19 protein-coding genes and 1 pseudogene are annotated in these 15,682 nt (G+C 60.9%); 10 read left to right on the top strand and 10 right to left on the bottom strand.

Going from position 1 to position 15,682, the window contains the following annotated elements:
• Window positions 1-127: 127 nt before the first annotated feature.
• Entirely contained in the window at window positions 128-1,015 is an 888-nt protein-coding gene (locus DBR00_RS17755) for an acyltransferase (RefSeq protein ID WP_108485966.1), read from the bottom strand.
• Window positions 1,016-1,193: 178 nt separating this feature from the next.
• Between DBR00_RS17755 and DBR00_RS17750 the strand changes: the two genes are divergently transcribed.
• The 5 genes from DBR00_RS17750 (at window position 1,194) to DBR00_RS17730 (ending at window position 7,473) form a co-directional block, all read left to right on the top strand.
• The gene (locus DBR00_RS17750) at window positions 1,194-2,420 is read left to right on the top strand and encodes an HD-GYP domain-containing protein (protein WP_108485967.1); all 1,227 of its coding nucleotides are present in this window, start codon (window positions 1,194-1,196) and stop codon (window positions 2,418-2,420) included.
• Window positions 2,421-2,586: 166 nt separating this feature from the next.
• On the top strand, window positions 2,587-4,617 hold the full coding sequence (locus DBR00_RS17745; RefSeq protein ID WP_108485968.1) for a methyl-accepting chemotaxis protein: 2,031 nt from the start codon (window positions 2,587-2,589) through the stop codon (window positions 4,615-4,617).
• Window positions 4,618-4,756: 139 nt separating this feature from the next.
• The gene (creB, locus tag DBR00_RS17740) at window positions 4,757-5,455 is read left to right on the top strand and encodes a two-component system response regulator CreB (RefSeq protein ID WP_108485969.1); all 699 of its coding nucleotides are present in this window, start codon (window positions 4,757-4,759) and stop codon (window positions 5,453-5,455) included.
• Window positions 5,455-6,888 (top strand): two-component system sensor histidine kinase CreC, encoded by a 1,434-nt coding sequence (gene creC, locus DBR00_RS17735; protein WP_108485970.1) that lies wholly within the window; start codon window positions 5,455-5,457, stop codon window positions 6,886-6,888. Before creB ends, creC begins: the two co-directional genes overlap by 1 nt.
• 147 nt (window positions 6,889-7,035) lie before the next feature.
• Window positions 7,036-7,473 carry a CBS domain-containing protein gene (locus tag DBR00_RS17730; RefSeq protein WP_108485971.1) on the top strand — a complete coding sequence of 146 codons (438 nt, stop codon included), beginning with the start codon at window positions 7,036-7,038 and terminating at the stop codon, window positions 7,471-7,473.
• Between the two features lie 10 nt (window positions 7,474-7,483).
• Here DBR00_RS17730 and DBR00_RS17725 read toward each other — a convergent pair whose 3' ends face one another.
• The 4 genes from DBR00_RS17725 to DBR00_RS17710 are packed head-to-tail and all read right to left on the bottom strand — an operon-like array spanning window position 7,484 to window position 9,552.
• A complete protein-coding gene (locus tag DBR00_RS17725; protein ID WP_218276635.1) occupies window positions 7,484-7,993 on the bottom strand; it encodes a DinB family protein in 510 nt (169 codons plus the stop codon).
• Complete coding sequence (locus tag DBR00_RS17720; protein ID WP_108485973.1) at window positions 7,990-8,247, bottom strand: DUF2834 domain-containing protein; 258 nt, start codon at window positions 8,245-8,247, stop codon at window positions 7,990-7,992. The genes DBR00_RS17725 and DBR00_RS17720 overlap by 4 nt, the downstream gene beginning before the upstream one ends.
• 20 nt (window positions 8,248-8,267) lie before the next feature.
• Window positions 8,268-9,101 carry an alpha/beta hydrolase gene (locus DBR00_RS17715; RefSeq protein WP_108485974.1) on the bottom strand — a complete coding sequence of 278 codons (834 nt, stop codon included), beginning with the start codon at window positions 9,099-9,101 and terminating at the stop codon, window positions 8,268-8,270.
• A 10-nt stretch (window positions 9,102-9,111) separates the two neighbouring features.
• The gene (locus DBR00_RS17710) at window positions 9,112-9,552 is read right to left on the bottom strand and encodes a DUF2628 domain-containing protein (protein ID WP_108485975.1); all 441 of its coding nucleotides are present in this window, start codon (window positions 9,550-9,552) and stop codon (window positions 9,112-9,114) included.
• Window positions 9,553-9,727: 175 nt separating this feature from the next.
• Between DBR00_RS17710 and creD the strand changes: the two genes are divergently transcribed.
• Genes creD through DBR00_RS17690 form a run of 5 tightly spaced genes read left to right on the top strand, consistent with a single transcriptional unit; the run spans window position 9,728 to window position 12,376 of the window.
• Window positions 9,728-11,077, top strand: coding sequence for a cell envelope integrity protein CreD (gene creD, locus DBR00_RS17705; RefSeq protein ID WP_108485976.1), 1,350 nt, complete (start codon window positions 9,728-9,730; stop codon window positions 11,075-11,077).
• 46 nt (window positions 11,078-11,123) lie between these two features.
• Window positions 11,124-11,426 carry a hypothetical protein gene (locus tag DBR00_RS17700; protein WP_371920679.1) on the top strand — a complete coding sequence of 101 codons (303 nt, stop codon included), beginning with the start codon at window positions 11,124-11,126 and terminating at the stop codon, window positions 11,424-11,426.
• Window positions 11,423-11,566: a hypothetical protein gene (locus DBR00_RS20690; RefSeq protein ID WP_158271578.1), complete on the top strand. Its 144-nt coding sequence runs from the start codon at window positions 11,423-11,425 to the stop codon at window positions 11,564-11,566. Before DBR00_RS17700 ends, DBR00_RS20690 begins: the two co-directional genes overlap by 4 nt.
• Complete coding sequence (locus DBR00_RS17695) at window positions 11,563-11,829, top strand: hypothetical protein (RefSeq protein ID WP_108485977.1); 267 nt, start codon at window positions 11,563-11,565, stop codon at window positions 11,827-11,829. Before DBR00_RS20690 ends, DBR00_RS17695 begins: the two co-directional genes overlap by 4 nt.
• Before the next feature lie 22 nt (window positions 11,830-11,851).
• On the top strand, window positions 11,852-12,376 hold the full coding sequence (locus DBR00_RS17690) for a hypothetical protein (protein ID WP_108485978.1): 525 nt from the start codon (window positions 11,852-11,854) through the stop codon (window positions 12,374-12,376).
• A gap of 11 nt (window positions 12,377-12,387) precedes the next feature.
• On the opposite strand, the gene DBR00_RS17685 is transcribed toward DBR00_RS17690, so the two are convergent.
• The 5 genes and pseudogenes from DBR00_RS17685 to DBR00_RS17670 form a co-directional block, all read right to left on the bottom strand.
• Complete coding sequence (locus DBR00_RS17685) at window positions 12,388-13,017, bottom strand: glutathione S-transferase N-terminal domain-containing protein (protein ID WP_108485979.1); 630 nt, start codon at window positions 13,015-13,017, stop codon at window positions 12,388-12,390.
• A gap of 133 nt (window positions 13,018-13,150) precedes the next feature.
• Window positions 13,151-14,809 (bottom strand): cation acetate symporter, encoded by a 1,659-nt coding sequence (locus tag DBR00_RS17680; RefSeq protein ID WP_108485980.1) that lies wholly within the window; start codon window positions 14,807-14,809, stop codon window positions 13,151-13,153.
• Window positions 14,806-15,117, bottom strand: a complete 312-nt coding sequence (locus DBR00_RS17675) for a DUF485 domain-containing protein (RefSeq protein WP_108485981.1) — start codon at window positions 15,115-15,117, stop codon at window positions 14,806-14,808. The genes DBR00_RS17680 and DBR00_RS17675 overlap by 4 nt, the downstream gene beginning before the upstream one ends.
• Before the next feature lie 151 nt (window positions 15,118-15,268).
• Window positions 15,269-15,406, bottom strand: coding sequence for a hypothetical protein (locus DBR00_RS20745; protein WP_177480023.1), 138 nt, complete (start codon window positions 15,404-15,406; stop codon window positions 15,269-15,271).
• A gap of 62 nt (window positions 15,407-15,468) precedes the next feature.
• A pseudogene (locus DBR00_RS17670) lies at window positions 15,469-15,600 on the bottom strand (PepSY domain-containing protein); the annotation flags it as partial.
• Window positions 15,601-15,682: the final 82 nt, after the last annotated feature.

Here is a 15,682-nt window from a genome sequence, read left to right as displayed (position 1 = left end):
CGGCTAAAGCGGATGCCGCCCAGCCCTTCCCACAGGGCTTTATCTTTGGCTAAAACGGTGTGCTGCCCAGCCCCTCCCACAGATTTGCAGTGCTCTTGTGGGAGGGGCTTTTGCCGCGCCAAAAACCTCACAGCTCCGCGCGAATCTGCGCAATCCGCGCATCCTTGTCTTCCCAGAGTGTGTTCACCCAGTTCTGCACATACTGGCGGAAGATTGGGTCGTTTTCGTAATCGCCCTGCCACAGTGCCGGGTCCAGCTCGCGGGTCTGGATATCGACGATCACCTTGTCCACCTGTCCGCTGATCAGCGCCCAGAAACCGGGAGTGCGGGTGCCGGGGTACACCAGGGTCACGTCCAGCACTTTATCCAGCTGCTCACCCAATGCCGCCAGCACAAAGGCCACGCCGCCGGCCTTGGGCTTGAGCAGGTATTGGAAGGGTGAGCCCTGTTGCGCCTGCTTGGCCGGGGTAAAGCGGGTGCCTTCGAGGTAGTTGACCACGGTCACCGGCAGGTCCTTGAACTTCTCACAGGCCTGCTTGGTGATTTCCAGGTCCTTGCCCAGCATGTGCGGGTGCTTGGCCAGAAACGCTTTGGAGTAACGCTTCATAAAGGGGTAATCCAGCGCCCAGAAGGCCAGCCCAAGGAAGGGCACCCAAATCAGCTCCTGCTTGAGGAAGAACTTGAAATACGGTGTTTTGCGGTTGAATGCCTGCACCAGCGCTGGAATATCCACCCAGGACTGATGGTTGCTGATAACCAGGTAGGAGGTGCTTGGGCGCAGGTCAGCGCTGCCGCGAATATCCCAGCGCACGGGCAGTAGGGCGGCAAAGATCAGCTTGTTGATCTCCGCCCAGGTTTCCGCCACCCACATTACGCCGCGCGAACTGGCCGTTTTCAGGGCCTTGCCTGGCAGGACGAACTTGCCTAGGGCGATCAGCAGCAGCGGGACGATCAGGGCCAGCGTATTGAGCAGCAGCAGAATGAGGACACTTAGCCCTGTGATCAGGGGGCGCATGGCAACTCCTTGTGTGCGCGAGAGCGGCAATGATAAGCACTCGTGTCATAGCTTCCAAGCCCGTCCCAGGCGGCCTGCAGCCTATTGCCATTAACTGGCGTGGCCATAACAATGCATTCTGACTGGTCAGCTAAACTGACTGCTAAGCCTTAGTTTTGACCTCATTTGAGTGCAGTCCATGTTGAAGTGCATTGCGGTGGCCGACGTGCGAGTCGGTATGTATATCCACGAGTTTTGTGGCGCATGGATGGACCACCCCTTCTGGAAGTCTAAGTTTCTCCTCAACTCTGAAAAAGACCTGCAACGCATCAAGAGCAGCAGCATCAGCGAGTTATGGATTGATGTCAGCAAAGGCCTGGATGTTGAAGACGGCACCGCCAGCGTAAGCCCTGAAGAGGTTGCCGCCGAAGCCGAGGCCAACCTGCTGGCTGCGGTGCAGAGCACGCCGGTCAGCCTGGCCGTCTCGATGGATGACGAGGTTCGCCGTGCGGCCAAGCTGTGTGCCAATGCCAAGGCCGCGGTGATCAGCATGTTCAGTGATGCGCGCATGGGGCAGGCGCTGCAGTTTGAGCAGGCGGGCGAACTGGTCGAGGAAATTTCCGACTCGGTCATGCGTCATCCGAATGCCCTGATCAGCCTGGCACGCCTGAAAAATGCAGACGAGTACACCTACATGCACTCCGTTGCGGTGTGCGCCCTGATGATTGCGCTGGCGCGTCAGTTGGGATTGAGCGAGGGCCAGGTCCGTGAAGCCGGATTGGCGGGCTTGCTGCATGACATCGGCAAGATGGCCATCCCCAACGAAGTGCTGAACAAGCCCGGCAAGCTGACCGACAGTGAATTTGCCACGGTGCGTAACCACCCTGAGGCAGGCTCACGCATGTTGCTGGAAAGCAAACAGGTCAGTGCCCTGGTGCTCGATGTGTGTTTGCACCACCACGAAAAGATCGACGGTACGGGCTACCCTCATCGTCTGGAGGGTGAGCAGATCAGCCTGTATGCGCGCATGGGGGCGGTCTGTGATGTGTATGACGCCATTACCTCTGACCGGCCCTACAAGCGCGGTTGGGACCCGGCCGAGTCGATCCGCAAGATGGCCGAGTGGAAGGGCCATTTCGACCCTGTAGTGTTTCAGGCCTTTGTTAAAACCGTGGGCATTTACCCGGTCGGTTCGCTGGTGCGTCTGGAGAGCGGACGCATTGGTGTGGTCCTGGAGCAGCAGGCCAAGTCCTTGCTGGCGCCCAAGGTCAAGGTGTTCTTTTCTGCCAAATCGAAAACCCCGATCCCCCAGGAAGTGCTCGACCTCAACAAGCTGGTGGGCCGCGACAAAATTGTCGGGCGTGAGTCAGCCGAGAACTGGGGGTTCCGCAACGTCGATGAATTGTGGAGCGGCATCACGGGCTGATACCTCGGGGTGCCAGGCATGTTGTCATCGGCTGTGAGCCCCCGGTCACTCAACTATGCTCACCGCAGCATGAGATTTTATTGCCAGGTAATCAGGCGTGTTTTTTGCCTTGTGTATGCAATTGCCACGCTATTGACGCTGGCGTGCTCTACAGGCTGAGGTGTGTATGACTGGAGTACTCAAACCCGGTATGCGTTTGCTGGAACGGTTCAGCTTCGCCCGCAAATTTCAGTTGGTGTTTGTCTTGTTTGCCTTGCCACTGATGTTCTCCCTTTGGGTGATCAGCAGCAACTTCAAGTATCGGCTCACGTTTATTGACAGTGAGCTGGAAGGGATCAGTGCGTTGCAGCTGATGGCCGGTGTGCAGCAGGAGTTGATTGATCAGCGCACCTTGCTGTCACGCTGGAAGGGCACCGATAAACCGGCCGAAGCCCTGTTGCGTGCTCGCACCGATGAACTGGACAATGCCTTGTTGAAGCTCGATGAGCCGCTCAAGTCTGCCTTATACGGGGATCATGCCCGCCAGCACTTGCAGAGTCTTAATAACGAAAAGGCCGGGCTGTCCGTGGATGTGTTGGGCAAATTGGCATTACCCGATGCGCTGGAGAGTTATCAGAAGGGGTTGCTAAATCTGTTGGCCCTGCGTGAACAGGTGGCCACTGACAGCGGCCTGATTCTCGATCCGCATATCGACACGTACCTGATGATGGAGCAACTCACCTACACCTTGCCGCGCCTGCTTGAGCAATTGGGCAGCTTTGCCAGCCAAGGCTATGGTGCGGTGGTGTCAAAGCATTTCACGCTGCAGAGTCGGGTATTGATTCGCGATTTGCGTCGCAATCTGGATGAGTCACGCAGCCAGTTGCGCAAGGCCCAGTCGACCCTGGGTATTGAAGCGCCCCAGGCGATGCGCCAGATGAAAGCTCCTTATGACGAAGCGCTGCAAGGCTACGAAGCCTTCCTGGCAGGCATTGACCGTGACATGTTCGAGTCCAGCCCGATGGCGCTGACCCCAGAGCAGTTTGTGCAACGCGTCAGTGAACTCGAAACGCAGCTGCGTGATCTGCAACGTGCGCTTTATACGCAGTTCGCGCTGAGCCTGGGCGAGTACCGGCACAAAGCGTTGGTCGGCATGATTGAAGTGATCATTGTGTTCAGCCTGCTGACCCTGCTGGCGCTCTATGTGCTGTTCTGTCTCAACGCTTCGATTCGGCGCGGCACCGCCGGCATTATCGAGGCGGCTGAAGGCTTGCGTGATGGTGATCTGCGTGTACGCATGCAGGTGTATGGTTTAGACGACCTGGCCAACATTGCCCAGGCCCTGAATACCGCGGTTGGCCAGTTGCGTGGATCCATGCTCGGGGTCAATCAACAGAGCCAGCAGCTGGGAAGCACCGTGCAGGTGCTTAATGGTGAGGCGCGCAACGCTTTGCAGTCGGTTGAGCAGCAGCGTTCGCAAATGAGCCAGATTGCCGCCGCCGCCACGCAGATGGCGGCTACCGCGCAAAGTGTGGCGCAGAGCTGTGAGCAGGCGGCGGTTGAGGCCAGCCAGACCCGCGAAATCGCCAGCCAGAGCAACCAACGCAGCGCCCGTACCAGCCAGAGCATGCGCCAGCTCAGCATTCGTCTGGGCGACAGCGCCACCACGCTGCAACAGTTGCGTAGCCAGACCGAGCAGATCACCCGGGTGGTGGATGTGATCAAGGGGATTGCCGAGCAAACCAACCTGCTGGCGCTCAATGCGGCGATCGAGGCTGCTCGTGCCGGTGATCAAGGGCGTGGTTTTGCCGTGGTCGCCGATGAAGTGCGCTCACTGTCGCAGCGCACGCAGAACTCCACCGCCGAAATTGCCGATACCGTTGCTAATCTGCACCGTGTGGTGGGGCAGTCGGTCACCCAGATGGAAGATGCCGTGCGTCAGGCTGAAGGCGATGTCGGCAGCGTGCTGGCCATGGGCGAGGATCTCAGCGCGATTGTTGAATCGGTGCAGCTGGTGACCGATCGCCTGGCCCAGATTGCTACGGCGGCGGAACAACAAGCGGCCACGGCCGATGAAGTCAACGACAGCATTCAGCAGGTCGATCAGGCCGCCAACGTGTTGCTTGAGGGGGCCCAGGCTGTCAGCACGGCGGCCGAGCAGTTGGGGCAGGGTAGCCGGGTGTTGGCACAGAACACGGCACGCTTCAAGCTGGACTAAAGCAGATCGGCCCATGTTCGCGCTGCACTTGTCTATTTAGGCGCGCGTATGGGCCTGCAGCGCGCCCAGCCTAGGCTGCCCTTGACGCTTTGCACAGCCTGCCGCAGGCTCCCCGCCGAGTTGTTACGAGCAGGACGCCATGCCGCATATTCTGATTGTCGAAGACGAAGCCGCGATCGCCGACACCCTGATCTTTGCCCTGCAAAGCGAAGGCTTCACCACCACCTGGCTGAGCCTCGCCGAGCTGGCGCTGGCCGAGCAACAACGCAACCCTGCGGATTTGCTGATTCTCGATGTCGGCCTGCCGGATATCAGCGGTTTTGAGGCTTGCAAGCGCCTGCGCCGGTTCTCCGAGGTGCCGGTGATGTTTCTCACTGCGCGCAGTGAAGAGATTGATCGTGTGGTCGGTTTGGAAATCGGTGCCGACGATTACGTGGTCAAACCCTTCAGCCCGCGCGAGGTGGCCGCAAGGGTTAAGGCCATCCTCAAACGCATGGCCCCGCGTGAAGCGCCGGCCGTCAGCCCGGTTGTGAACGTGATCAGTGGGCCGTTTCAGGTGGACAGCGAACGGGTACAGATTCATTACCATGGCCAGTTACTGAGCCTGACGCGCCATGAGTTTCGCCTGCTACAAAGCCTGCTGGCGCAGCCTGAACGGGTGTTCTCCCGCGAGCAATTGCTTGATGGCCTGGGCGTGGCCGCCGATGTTGGCTACGAGCGCACCATCGACAGCCACATCAAGAGTCTGCGCGCCAAATTGCGTCAGGTGGCCGCTGCGGCAGAGCCGATCCAAACTCATCGTGGCCTGGGTTACAGCTATTCGCCGAGGCACGCCTGATGCCCTTGGGGATTCGCATCTTTCTCGTGTACTTCCTCTTTGTTGGCCTGGCCGGTTGGTTTGTGCTGAGCACGGTGATGGACGAAATCCGCCCCGGCGTAAGGCAAAGCACCGAAGAAACCCTGGTCGATACCGCCAACCTGTTGGCGGAGATTCTGCGTGATGAGGTTAAGGCAGGCAGCCTGCAACAGAGCCGCCTGCCCGCGCTGCTGCAAGCCTACGGTCAGCGTCAGCCCAAGGCGCAGATCTGGGGTGTGGAGAAAACCCAGGTCAACCACCGCATCTATGTCACCGATGCCAAGGGCATGGTGCTGCTCGACTCGACCGGCGCAGCCGTGGGGCAGGACTATTCACGCTGGAACGATGTGTTGCTGACCCTGCGCGGTGAATACGGCGCACGCTCGACCAAGGAAGACCCGAACGACCCCGACTCCTCGGTGATGTACGTCGCCGCGCCGATCAAGGATGGCGAGCGCATCATCGGCGTGGTCTCGGTGGCCAAGCCCAACCGCACCCTGCAGCCCTATATCGAACGCTCCGAACAGCGCCTGGCCTGGCTCGGCGGCGGCCTGATTGTGCTCGGTCTGCTGGTCGGTGCACTGCTGTCCTGGTGGCTCAGTGGTGCATTGCGCAAGCTGACTCGCTACGCCCAGGCGGTCAGCGCCGGGCAACGTGCCGAACTGCCCAGCGTGCGCGGTGGCGAGCTGGCGCAACTGGCCGAAGCCATTGAACGCATGCGCACCGAGTTGGAAGGCAAAGCCTACGTCGAACGTTACGTGCACACCCTGACCCACGAGCTGAAAAGCCCGCTGGCTGCGATTCGTGGCGCAGCCGAGTTGCTCGACAGCGAGATGCCGACGGCGCAACGGCAGCGTTTCGTGGCCAATATCGAGCAGGAAAGCGCGCGTATGCAGCAACTGATCGAGCGCCTGCTGCACCTGGCTCAAGTCGAACAACGCCAGGGCCTCGAAGAGCAAGTGGCAGTGCCTTTGCGCGCGCTGGTCGAGTCGCTGTTGCAGGCACAAATGGCGCGCATCGCAGCCGCCGGTCTGCAGATTGAAAACACCATCGGCGCTCAATTAAGCGCCTGCGGCGAGGCCTTTTTGCTGCGCCAGGCACTGGCCAATCTGCTGGATAACGCGCTGGATTTCACCCCGTCGGGCGGGCTGATTCGCTTTAGCGCTCAAGCCCTTGGCGGGCAGGTCGAGTTATGCCTGTTCAACCAGGGCGAGGCGATTCCCGATTACGCCCTGGCGCGCCTGAGCGAGCGGTTCTACTCGCTGCCGCGCCCCGGCAACGGTCGCAAGAGCACCGGTTTGGGGCTGAACTTTGTTGAGGAAGTTATGCAGCTGCATGGCGGCACGCTGCACATTGGCAATGTCGCGGGAGGGGTTGAAGCACGTCTGCGACTGCCGGCATCATCGGGCAACTGACGTACAGCTTGGCACTGACTTTGCTCGTTTGTAATGGTTGCGCTGAGCGCACACAGATGCTCTGATCGGGCTGTCGGGTTGCCAGGCAACACTCGCCCCGCGCACTATCCTCAGAGTCTCAATAAGAAACAGAGCAGGAGCCGCCGCATGAGAACAGTTGCCGAGATTCTTCGTAACAAACCCCAGGCTGCCGTCTACAGCGTGACCCCCAGTACCTCGGTTTTGGACGCGGTTAAGCTGATGGCCGAGAAGGGCATTGGTGCTTTGGTGGTGCTGGATGAGAAAGGCCGTTTGGCCGGTATCGTCAGTGAGCGCGACTATGCGCGCAAAGTCGCGTTGCTGGAGCGTTCTTCGTTTGATGTGGCGATCAGCGAAATCATGACCGCCGATGTGCTGACCGTCACCCCGCGTGACACATCAAGTTACTGCATGCAACTGATGACCGACCGCCACCTGCGGCATCTGCCTGTACTGGCTGACGGCGAGCTGATTGGTCTGTTGTCGATTGGTGACTTGGTCAAACACACCATTGCTGACCAGGCCAGCCTGATTCAGCAGCTGGAGCAGTACATTCGCGGCGGTTGATTCTCCCGTCTCATTGCTGTTTCCGCCGCTGCGGCTGGTCCTCATGCAGAAAGCGCGTGTAGATATCGCGCGGCGGCGCCAGTTGCAGCTGCGCCATGATCCGGCCGACCGCGCCACGGTGGTAGCCGCCATGGGTGACGATATGCGCGAGCATTTCCTCGCGGCTCATGCAGCCGGCATCGCCATCAACAAACGTGAAGCTCAGGCGTTCGGCCAACTGTTCGGCGCTTAGTCCTGCGGCATAGTCCAGATACCAGCGATCAGTTTCCTCCACCGCCTGTTGCAGTGCTGACAGCGTGGGCGTTTCGTGGGTGTTGGTAGCGCTGTAGCGGTGCTCGATGCCCTGCAGATTGGCGACAAAGATCCGTTCGACCACATGGATGTGGTTGAGAATGCGCAGGGCCGCGTGCAGTTCGCTGTGCTGGGTAATGGGGTCAAGGCGTTGTAGTTCCGCAAAGAGTTCCTGGTTGGCCCAGGCCTTGTAGCGCAGCAAGGAGCTGAGCAGTGCGTGGCTACTCACTGGCATTCTCCGTTTGCTGTATCCGTGTGCGGCCAGGCGCGGAGCACCAAGTAAAGTAAGAGACCGACTGACACAAAAACTGCCGTCAGGGTGAAGAATGGCGCCAGGTAGGCCAACGATTTGCCCCGCGCGCGACCGTCGCGGTAGATCCACACACCGGCCAGCGCCGCAAGGATATACAGATCGATCACCCCCTGAACGGTGTCGGCGCTGAGTGTCAGCAGGTTGATCAGCGGCAGTGCGAGTGTGCTCATGCTCCATCCTTGGCGGGTGTTCAGCGGGGTAGAGGTTGGTCTGCTCGGCCTTGCACGCAGGCCATCGCGGCTGCGGCGTTTTCCAACAGGCACGTGTAATGAGCTTGGCCGTCGCAGCGGGTAAAGGCTGTGACCACAGGCAACTGCTGCTGCAGGTAAATGGACATGGCAATCGGTGCCCAGTTGTCAGCTTCGCCATGCCACAGGTTGACCGCGGCCGTGACGTTACGCAACTCGGCGGCCCAGGGCTCGACATACAGGTGGATGTCCCGTGCGTAAGAGTGGATGCCGTGTCGGAAGCAGTCGCGCTGGATTGTTTTCAGCCAGTCCACTGTAGCGCTCTGGCGCAGCAGCTCGCGGTCCTTGCCGCCGGCACCGGCGAACAGCAGATTGAGCAACAAGCGCGGGCTGACATTCGCCAGCAGTGCCTGGTAGCTGGCAAAGGCGCGAAAGAGTCGTGGGGAATGCTGCGCCCAGCCAAAGGTGTAACGCCCGGCGCCCATGCCGACGCGGTTGCTGGCCACTTCCCAGGGGGCGGCGGCGGAGAGCAGGTGAACGGCGGCCACCTGCTCGCCCAGGCGTGCAGCGACACGCAACGCCAGGCAGGCGCCGATGGAGAAGCCGAGCAGGTGAATCGGCTGGCCTGCCGCGTGCTGCATGACCTGTTGCGCCAGCTGTTGCAGGTAGTCCTCGCGGTCGAGTTCGCCCGGCAGGTTGCGCGCCACCACCAGCAGCTTGATGCCCTGCGTCAAGGCGGCTTGATGCAGCATCGCCGCTTCGACCGCTGCGCCTGGCACACCATGAAAATAGAACAGTGGTCGCCCATGAGGACTGCCATATACCCTGGGGATCATGCGCGGACCTCTACCACCAGCCGTTATCGTTTAGCAGCATCTTCTTGTAGTAATCGATATTGGCGCGTACGGCGAATACCGCACCAATGCCATAGCCCAGCGCGTTGGCGATCTTGCTGTAACCGAGGTAGTCCAGGCCGATGCCGAGGGTGATAACCACCACTGCGCAGACCAGGAACAGTGCCAGGCCCTTTTTCCACATGCCCTTGATGGCGTAGTAGATCGGCCCAAAGAAGAACGCCAGAAAGTTGAAGCTGAAGGCCATGCGCCGCTCCTCGGCGGGCAGCTGCTTGAACTTGGGCATCTTGATGCCACCGGCATGGTGGATCGCGCTAAAGCGCTGTTTCCATTTATCCGAGATGGGGAGTGCGGCGATCTGCTCGTCGGATACCCGTGATTCTGCGTCGACGACGCTGGCTTGCGGGCTGGCGTAGGGGTTGTGCTGGGTCATGGCCGTTCATCCTTACTTGGCGATCAGCGGCACGCTACGCATTTCCCTGACGGCTGTCTATTGGCCTGCTTTGCAGCTGTGCGGTATCTCCACACACTCTCCATCTGCTCTCCATAAAGCCACCATTTGCGCCGCCCAGACTCTGCCTACCTTAACCGTCGCGGAGAGTTGCACCATGAGCCGTATCCTGGGTTTCAAGCTGGGCGCCATTGCCCTGCTGATTTTGTTGTTGCTGGTGCCGTTGTCGATGATCGGCGGGCTGGTGAGCGAGCGGCAGTACCAACGCGCCGAGGTGCTGCAGGACATCGCGCGCAGTTCCAGCTACCGCCAGCAGCTCACCGGGCCGATTCTGGTGATGCCTTACACCAAGGTATGGAACCAGTGGAAGACCCACGCCAAGACCGGCGAGCGTTACCTGGAAGAGCAGAAGAGCCGGGGGCGCCTGTACTTCCTGCCGGAGCGTTTTGTGCTCAATGGTCAGGTCAGCACCGAGGAGCGTGCGCGCGGTATCTACAAGGCGCTGTTGTACCGCAGCGACAACCAGATCAATGGCGCCTTCAAGTTGCCGGCGCGTCTGGGGCTGGGCGATGAGCTGGGTCTGTATCAGTTCGATCAGCCGTTTCTCTCGGTCGGCATCAGCGATATCCGCGGGATCAGCAATGACCTGCAGCTGCGCTTCAACGGCATGACCCTGAGCTTCGCCCCCGGCAGCGCCGAGGAGCGTTTCGGTGCCGGTGTGCATGCGCCGCTGCCGCCGCTGGATACCCAGGGCGGGCAAACCCTGGAGTTCGCCTTCGACCTGAAATTGCAGGGCACTGAGCAGTTGAGCATCACCCCGGTGGGTCGCGATAGCCGAGTCGAGCTGACCTCCGGCTGGCCTCACCCGAGCTTTGTCGGCGAATACCTGCCGAGCAGCCGTGAAGTGACAGACAAGGGCTTCAAGGCGCACTGGCAGACCAGTTTCTTCGCCACCAACCTGGAGGAAGCACTGGCCGACTGTGTTCGCGGTGACAGCTGCAATGCCCTGACCGCACGCCACTTCGGCGTGAGCTTTGTCGACCCGGTGGACCAGTACCTGAAAACCGAGCGGGCGATCAAATACGCGCTGCTGTTTATCGGCCTGACCTTCGCCGTGTTCTTCCTCTTTGAAGTGCTCAAACGTATGGCGGTGCACCCGGTGCAATACGCCCTGGTCGGCATGTCGTTGGCGTTGTTCTACCTGCTGCTGTTGTCGTTGTCCGAGCACCTGAGTTTCGCCACTGCCTACGGTATTTCGGCGCTGGCCTGTGTGGCGCTGATCGGTTTCTACGTCAGCCATGTGTTGCACAGCGCTGTGCGTGGCGGTGCCTTCGGCCTGTTGCTGGCGGCGTTGTACGGCTTGCTGTTCGCCCTGTTGAGTGCCGAGGACTACGCGCTGCTGATGGGCTCGATCCTGGTGTTCGGCGTGCTGACCGGCGTGATGGTGCTGACCCGCAAACTCGACTGGTACGGCGTAGGCAAAGCCAGCCCGGCTAGCAGCCTTTGATCAACCCGGGCGCAGTCCAGGCTGCGCCCATCTTGGAGAGCCAATCATGATGCGTTTACTGGTGCAGTTTGCCGCATGCAGCACCCTCGGCCTGGCGGTCGCGTTACTGGTGCTGTTGGGTTTGATGTTCTGTGGTCAATTTGGCGTGATCGATACGCTGATACTCAGCGGCAAGCCGCTGGCGCTGCTCAGCCTGCAACTGCCGCAAGGCTTCTGGTTCGAACTGACCGGCCTGAGCGACGCGGCGCAGAACGCTACGCTGCAATCCTTTCTCAGCCTGTGTGCAGGGCTCGGGCAAATCGGCCTGCTGCTGGCCGCCGTTTTTTTTCGCCTGTGGTACGTACGATGAGCGGGCATATCGGTTTGCGCGAAGAGTCGCGCGCCGGGCACCTGCTGGCGCGGCGGATTGCCCGCTTGTTTGCCCCGGCGGTGTCGACACGACGTTCATGCGTGCGTCTGCCAGTGTTGCCTGCAGGTTCGCCGCGATGAGCCGGTGCTGGGGCGTTCTGCAAGGGCTGCTGATGGGGCAGCAGGCGGGTTATCTGTTGGCGCTGTTGCTCGGGGCTCTGCTGCCGTCCTGGCCGTTCAATACGCTGTTCACCCCGCTGGCGCTGCTTGGCTTGTGGTTGCAGCGGTTGTCTTACCGCTGGCTGGCTACGGCTGATCGTGAGGCTTACGTCGGCGCCGCGGGCCTGGGTGGGCTAAGCATGGCTGGCCTGTGGCTGTTCTATTTCTATGCGGGAGCCTGGTGAGGTGACGACGCATCGGTTATCCATGGAGTCGAGCAAACGTGGGTTGAAGGCCCTGTATCGCGGCACGGTGTATGGCTTGCAGCTGTTGATCTGGCTAATGCTGGGGCTGTACCTGGCCTATAAGCTGTTTGAGCGACAGCACATGGTCGATGTACTGCCGGCATCGCTGGAGCCGACTTCGGTGTTATTGATCGATGGTGAAAGCGGCGTGCGCGAAGGTTGTGGGGTCGCAGTGTGGCGCATGTCGGCGCACACCCGTTGGGCCTTGCACCAGGACGCGCTGGGGTTTCTCGCTCAGGCCCGGCAGGCCCGTGGCTATAGCGAGCCTTATTACCGCTTCGAGCCCTGGCAGCCGAGCCCGGTGCCGGACGAGCTAAATGCTGATGGCGGCTGGCTGTCCTTGGCCTGCGCCTCACCCAGTGAGCGCCTGGAGCAGCTGATCAATGTGGCGATGCAGAGCCCAGGCAGTTTCTACAGCATCAAGCCCGAGGGCATCCTGCTGTTGATTCCGGCCCAGGGCCTGATCGTTTTTGGCTACTACGGTTGAGCCGACGTGGCTCATTGCTGAGGGACGGTCGCCTGCATCGACGGCAACTGACTGACGTCGGCATACCAGCCGGCCAGTTGTGGGTAGCGTTCACGCCAGTTCAGCTCGGGCTGGCGCAGGTCGAGGTAGCCGAAGACGCAGGCCAGGGTGATGGCGGCGATATCGAAGTGGCTGGCCAGCTCGGCAACCGCCTCGCTTTCAAACTGCTGCAGGGCGCGTTCGATTTTCTCCTGCTGCGCGGCCTGCCATTGATCCCAGCGTTTTTCTTCGGGGCGCAGAAAGGTTTCGTAGCGGATCAGCACGGCGGCATCAAGGACTGCATCGGCCAGTGAGGCCAGGGTCAGGCGCCGCCAGCGGGCCGGGCCATCGTGCGGGATCAGGGGTTCGCCGACATGCTGGCGGTCGAGGTAGTCGAGTATCACCCGGCTGTCGTGCAGCACCGAGCCGTCAGCCAGACGCAGGGCGGGAATCTTGCCGGCCGGGTTGCCGGCATTAACCACACTGCTGGGGCTGGTTGGGCTGAGTTGCACTTCTTCTAGTTGCACGCGGCCCAGCTGGCCAGTCTCGTGCAGCAGCACCATGACTTTGCGCACAAAGGGCGAGGTGGCGGTGTAGAACAGGGTCATGCTCGGGTTGGACATTGTGGGTTCCTGAAGTGTGGGGTGGCTGCGCATGGTAATGATCGTAGAAGTTGTAGCCTGGAGTGAACCACGTACGGCGCGCAATAAAAAGGGCAGCCCTGAGGCTGCCCTTTTTGTACTGCATCACCCCTGTTTAGTGGGCGCTGGCACCGCTGGCACCCAGGCCCGTTTGCGAGCGTACGAACTGTGGGATAAAGCGGGCACGGGCATCGCCGGCCGCCACAGATTTATCCGTCACCGAGAAGAACCAGATACCGATGAAGGCGATGGCCATCGAGAACAGCGCTGGGTACTCGTAAGGGAAGATCGCCTGAGCATTACCCAGCACCTGCACCCAGACGGTTGGGCCGAGGATCATCAGGGTCACTGCGGTGACCAGGCCCATCCAGCCGCCGATCATGGCACCACGGGTCGTCAGGTTCTTCCAGTACATGGAGAGAATCAGCACCGGGAAGTTGCAACTGGCCGCGATGGAGAAGGCCAGACCGACCATGAAGGCAATGTTCTGCTTCTCGAAGGCGATGCCCAGGCCGATGGCCAGGACGCCGAGGGCCACAGTGGTGATCTTCGATACGCGCAGCTCATCCTTCTCGTTGGCTTTGCCTTTCTTCAGCACGCTGGCGTACAGGTCGTGGGACACCGCCGAGGCACCGGCCAGGGTCAGACCGGCTACCACCGCGAGGATGGTGGCGAAGGCCACGGCCGAGATAAAGCCGAGGAACCAGCTGCCGCCCACGGCGTTGGCCAGGTGCACCGCCGCCATGTTGTTACCGCCGAGCAGAGCGCCGGTGGCGTCCTTGAAGTCCGGGTTGGTGCTGACCAGCAGGATCGCGCCGAAGCCGATGATGAAGGTCAGGATGTAGAAGTAGCCGATAAAGCCCGTGGCGTAGAACACCGACTTACGCGCTTCCTTGGCATCGCTCACGGTGAAGAAGCGCATGAGGATGTGCGGCAGGCCAGCGGTACCGAACATCAGCGCCAAGCCGAGGGAGATTGCCGAAATCGGGTCTTTCACCAGGCCGCCGGGGCTCATGATCGCCTCGCCTTTGGGGTGCACGGCAATGGCTTCGCTGAACAGCCGGGCGAAGTCGAAGTCGACGTGTTTCATCACCATCAGGGCCATGAACGAGGCACCGGAAAGCAGCAGTACGGCCTTGATGATCTGTACCCAGGTGGTCGCCAACATGCCGCCGAACAGCACGTACAGCACCATCAGGATGCCGACCAGGATCACCGCCACGTGGTATTCCAGGCCGAACAACAGTTCGATCAGCTTGCCGGCACCGACCATCTGTGCGATCAGGTAGAACGCGACGACTACCAGCGAACCGCTGGCGGACAGGGTACGAATCTGCGTTTGCCCGAGGCGGTAGGAGGCGACGTCGGCAAAGGTGTACTTGCCAAGGTTGCGCAGGCGTTCGGCGATCAGGAACAGGATCACCGGCCAGCCGACCAGGAAGCCGATCGAGTAGATCAGGCCGTCATAGCCAGAGGTGAATACCAGCGCGGAAATACCCAGGAACGAGGCCGCCGACATGTAGTCGCCGGCGATCGCCAGGCCGTTCTGGAAGCCGGTAATGCTGCCGCCCGCAGTATAGAAGTCGGAAGTCGAGGTGTTGCGCTTGGACGCCCAGTAGGTGATGTACAGCGTTGCGCCAACAAAGGCGAGGAACATCACAATGGCCGAGGTGTTCAGTGGCTGGCGCTGGACATCGCCTTCCAGCGCCCCAGCGGCCCACAGAGCAGGGGCCAGCGCCATCAGACCGATGGCCGTGAGAATGCGTGCGATCATTTCTGCACCTCGTCGAGTACGGCCTGGTTGAGGGTGTCGAATTCACCATTGGCGCGTTGCACGTAGATACCGGTCAGCACGAAGGCCGAGAGGATCAAACCGACGCCCATGGGAATACCCCAGGTAATCGGTGAGTCGGCACTGATACGCGTGCCGAGCAATTGCGGCTCGAAGGCGATCAGCAGGATAAAGGCCACGTACAGGCCGAGCATGATGGCTGAGAGTGTCCAGGCAAAGCGTTCGCGCTTGGCGACCAGTTCCTGGAAGCGCGGATTTGATTGAATCCGCGCGTAGCTGTCGTCGTGCATTATTGTTGTCCTCCGACGTTGGGGTGATGAGCCTACTCTAGGCTCACGCCGGCGGAGTGACAGACGACCTTAGTCGTAGCTTTCAGTGTTCTAGACCAAGGTCGTAGCCCACAGAACATGGGCCTCAGCGTCGCAGCCGTGGCCCACCCCCTCATACGGCGGGCAAGCCGAGGCCCCGCCAGGCCGCAGCATCCCAGCCGCTATCACCCAGCCGCGCACTGATCAGGCCGATGGCGCCAAGCAGGACAATCAGCAGTGGCAGGGCCAAGGTCGACTGACGCCAGTGCACGCTGTGGCCTCCGAGCGCTCAGGTTGTGTGGTCGGAGTTCGCCGGCGAACCCAGCAGCGTTACAGGCCGCTGCCGAGCCCGATGATGGTCAGCATATCCAGCCCCGCCCTGAGAATTCCCATTGGCATGTCGCCGTAGTCGCCCAAATGCAGCGGCTGCGACATCGACAGCGCATCCATGTACCAGGGCCGTTGGTCGCTGGCATTTCAACCGCCCCGCCGCTGCGCGCATCGAGCATCAACGTGTGCGAGGCATTCGGCTCGGTGCCGGCGGTAA

It is taken from the genome of Pseudomonas sp. HMWF032 (assembly GCF_003060885.1).
Classification (GTDB): domain Bacteria; phylum Pseudomonadota; class Gammaproteobacteria; order Pseudomonadales; family Pseudomonadaceae; genus Aquipseudomonas.
This window is presented reverse-complemented; position numbering and strand designations above follow the sequence as displayed.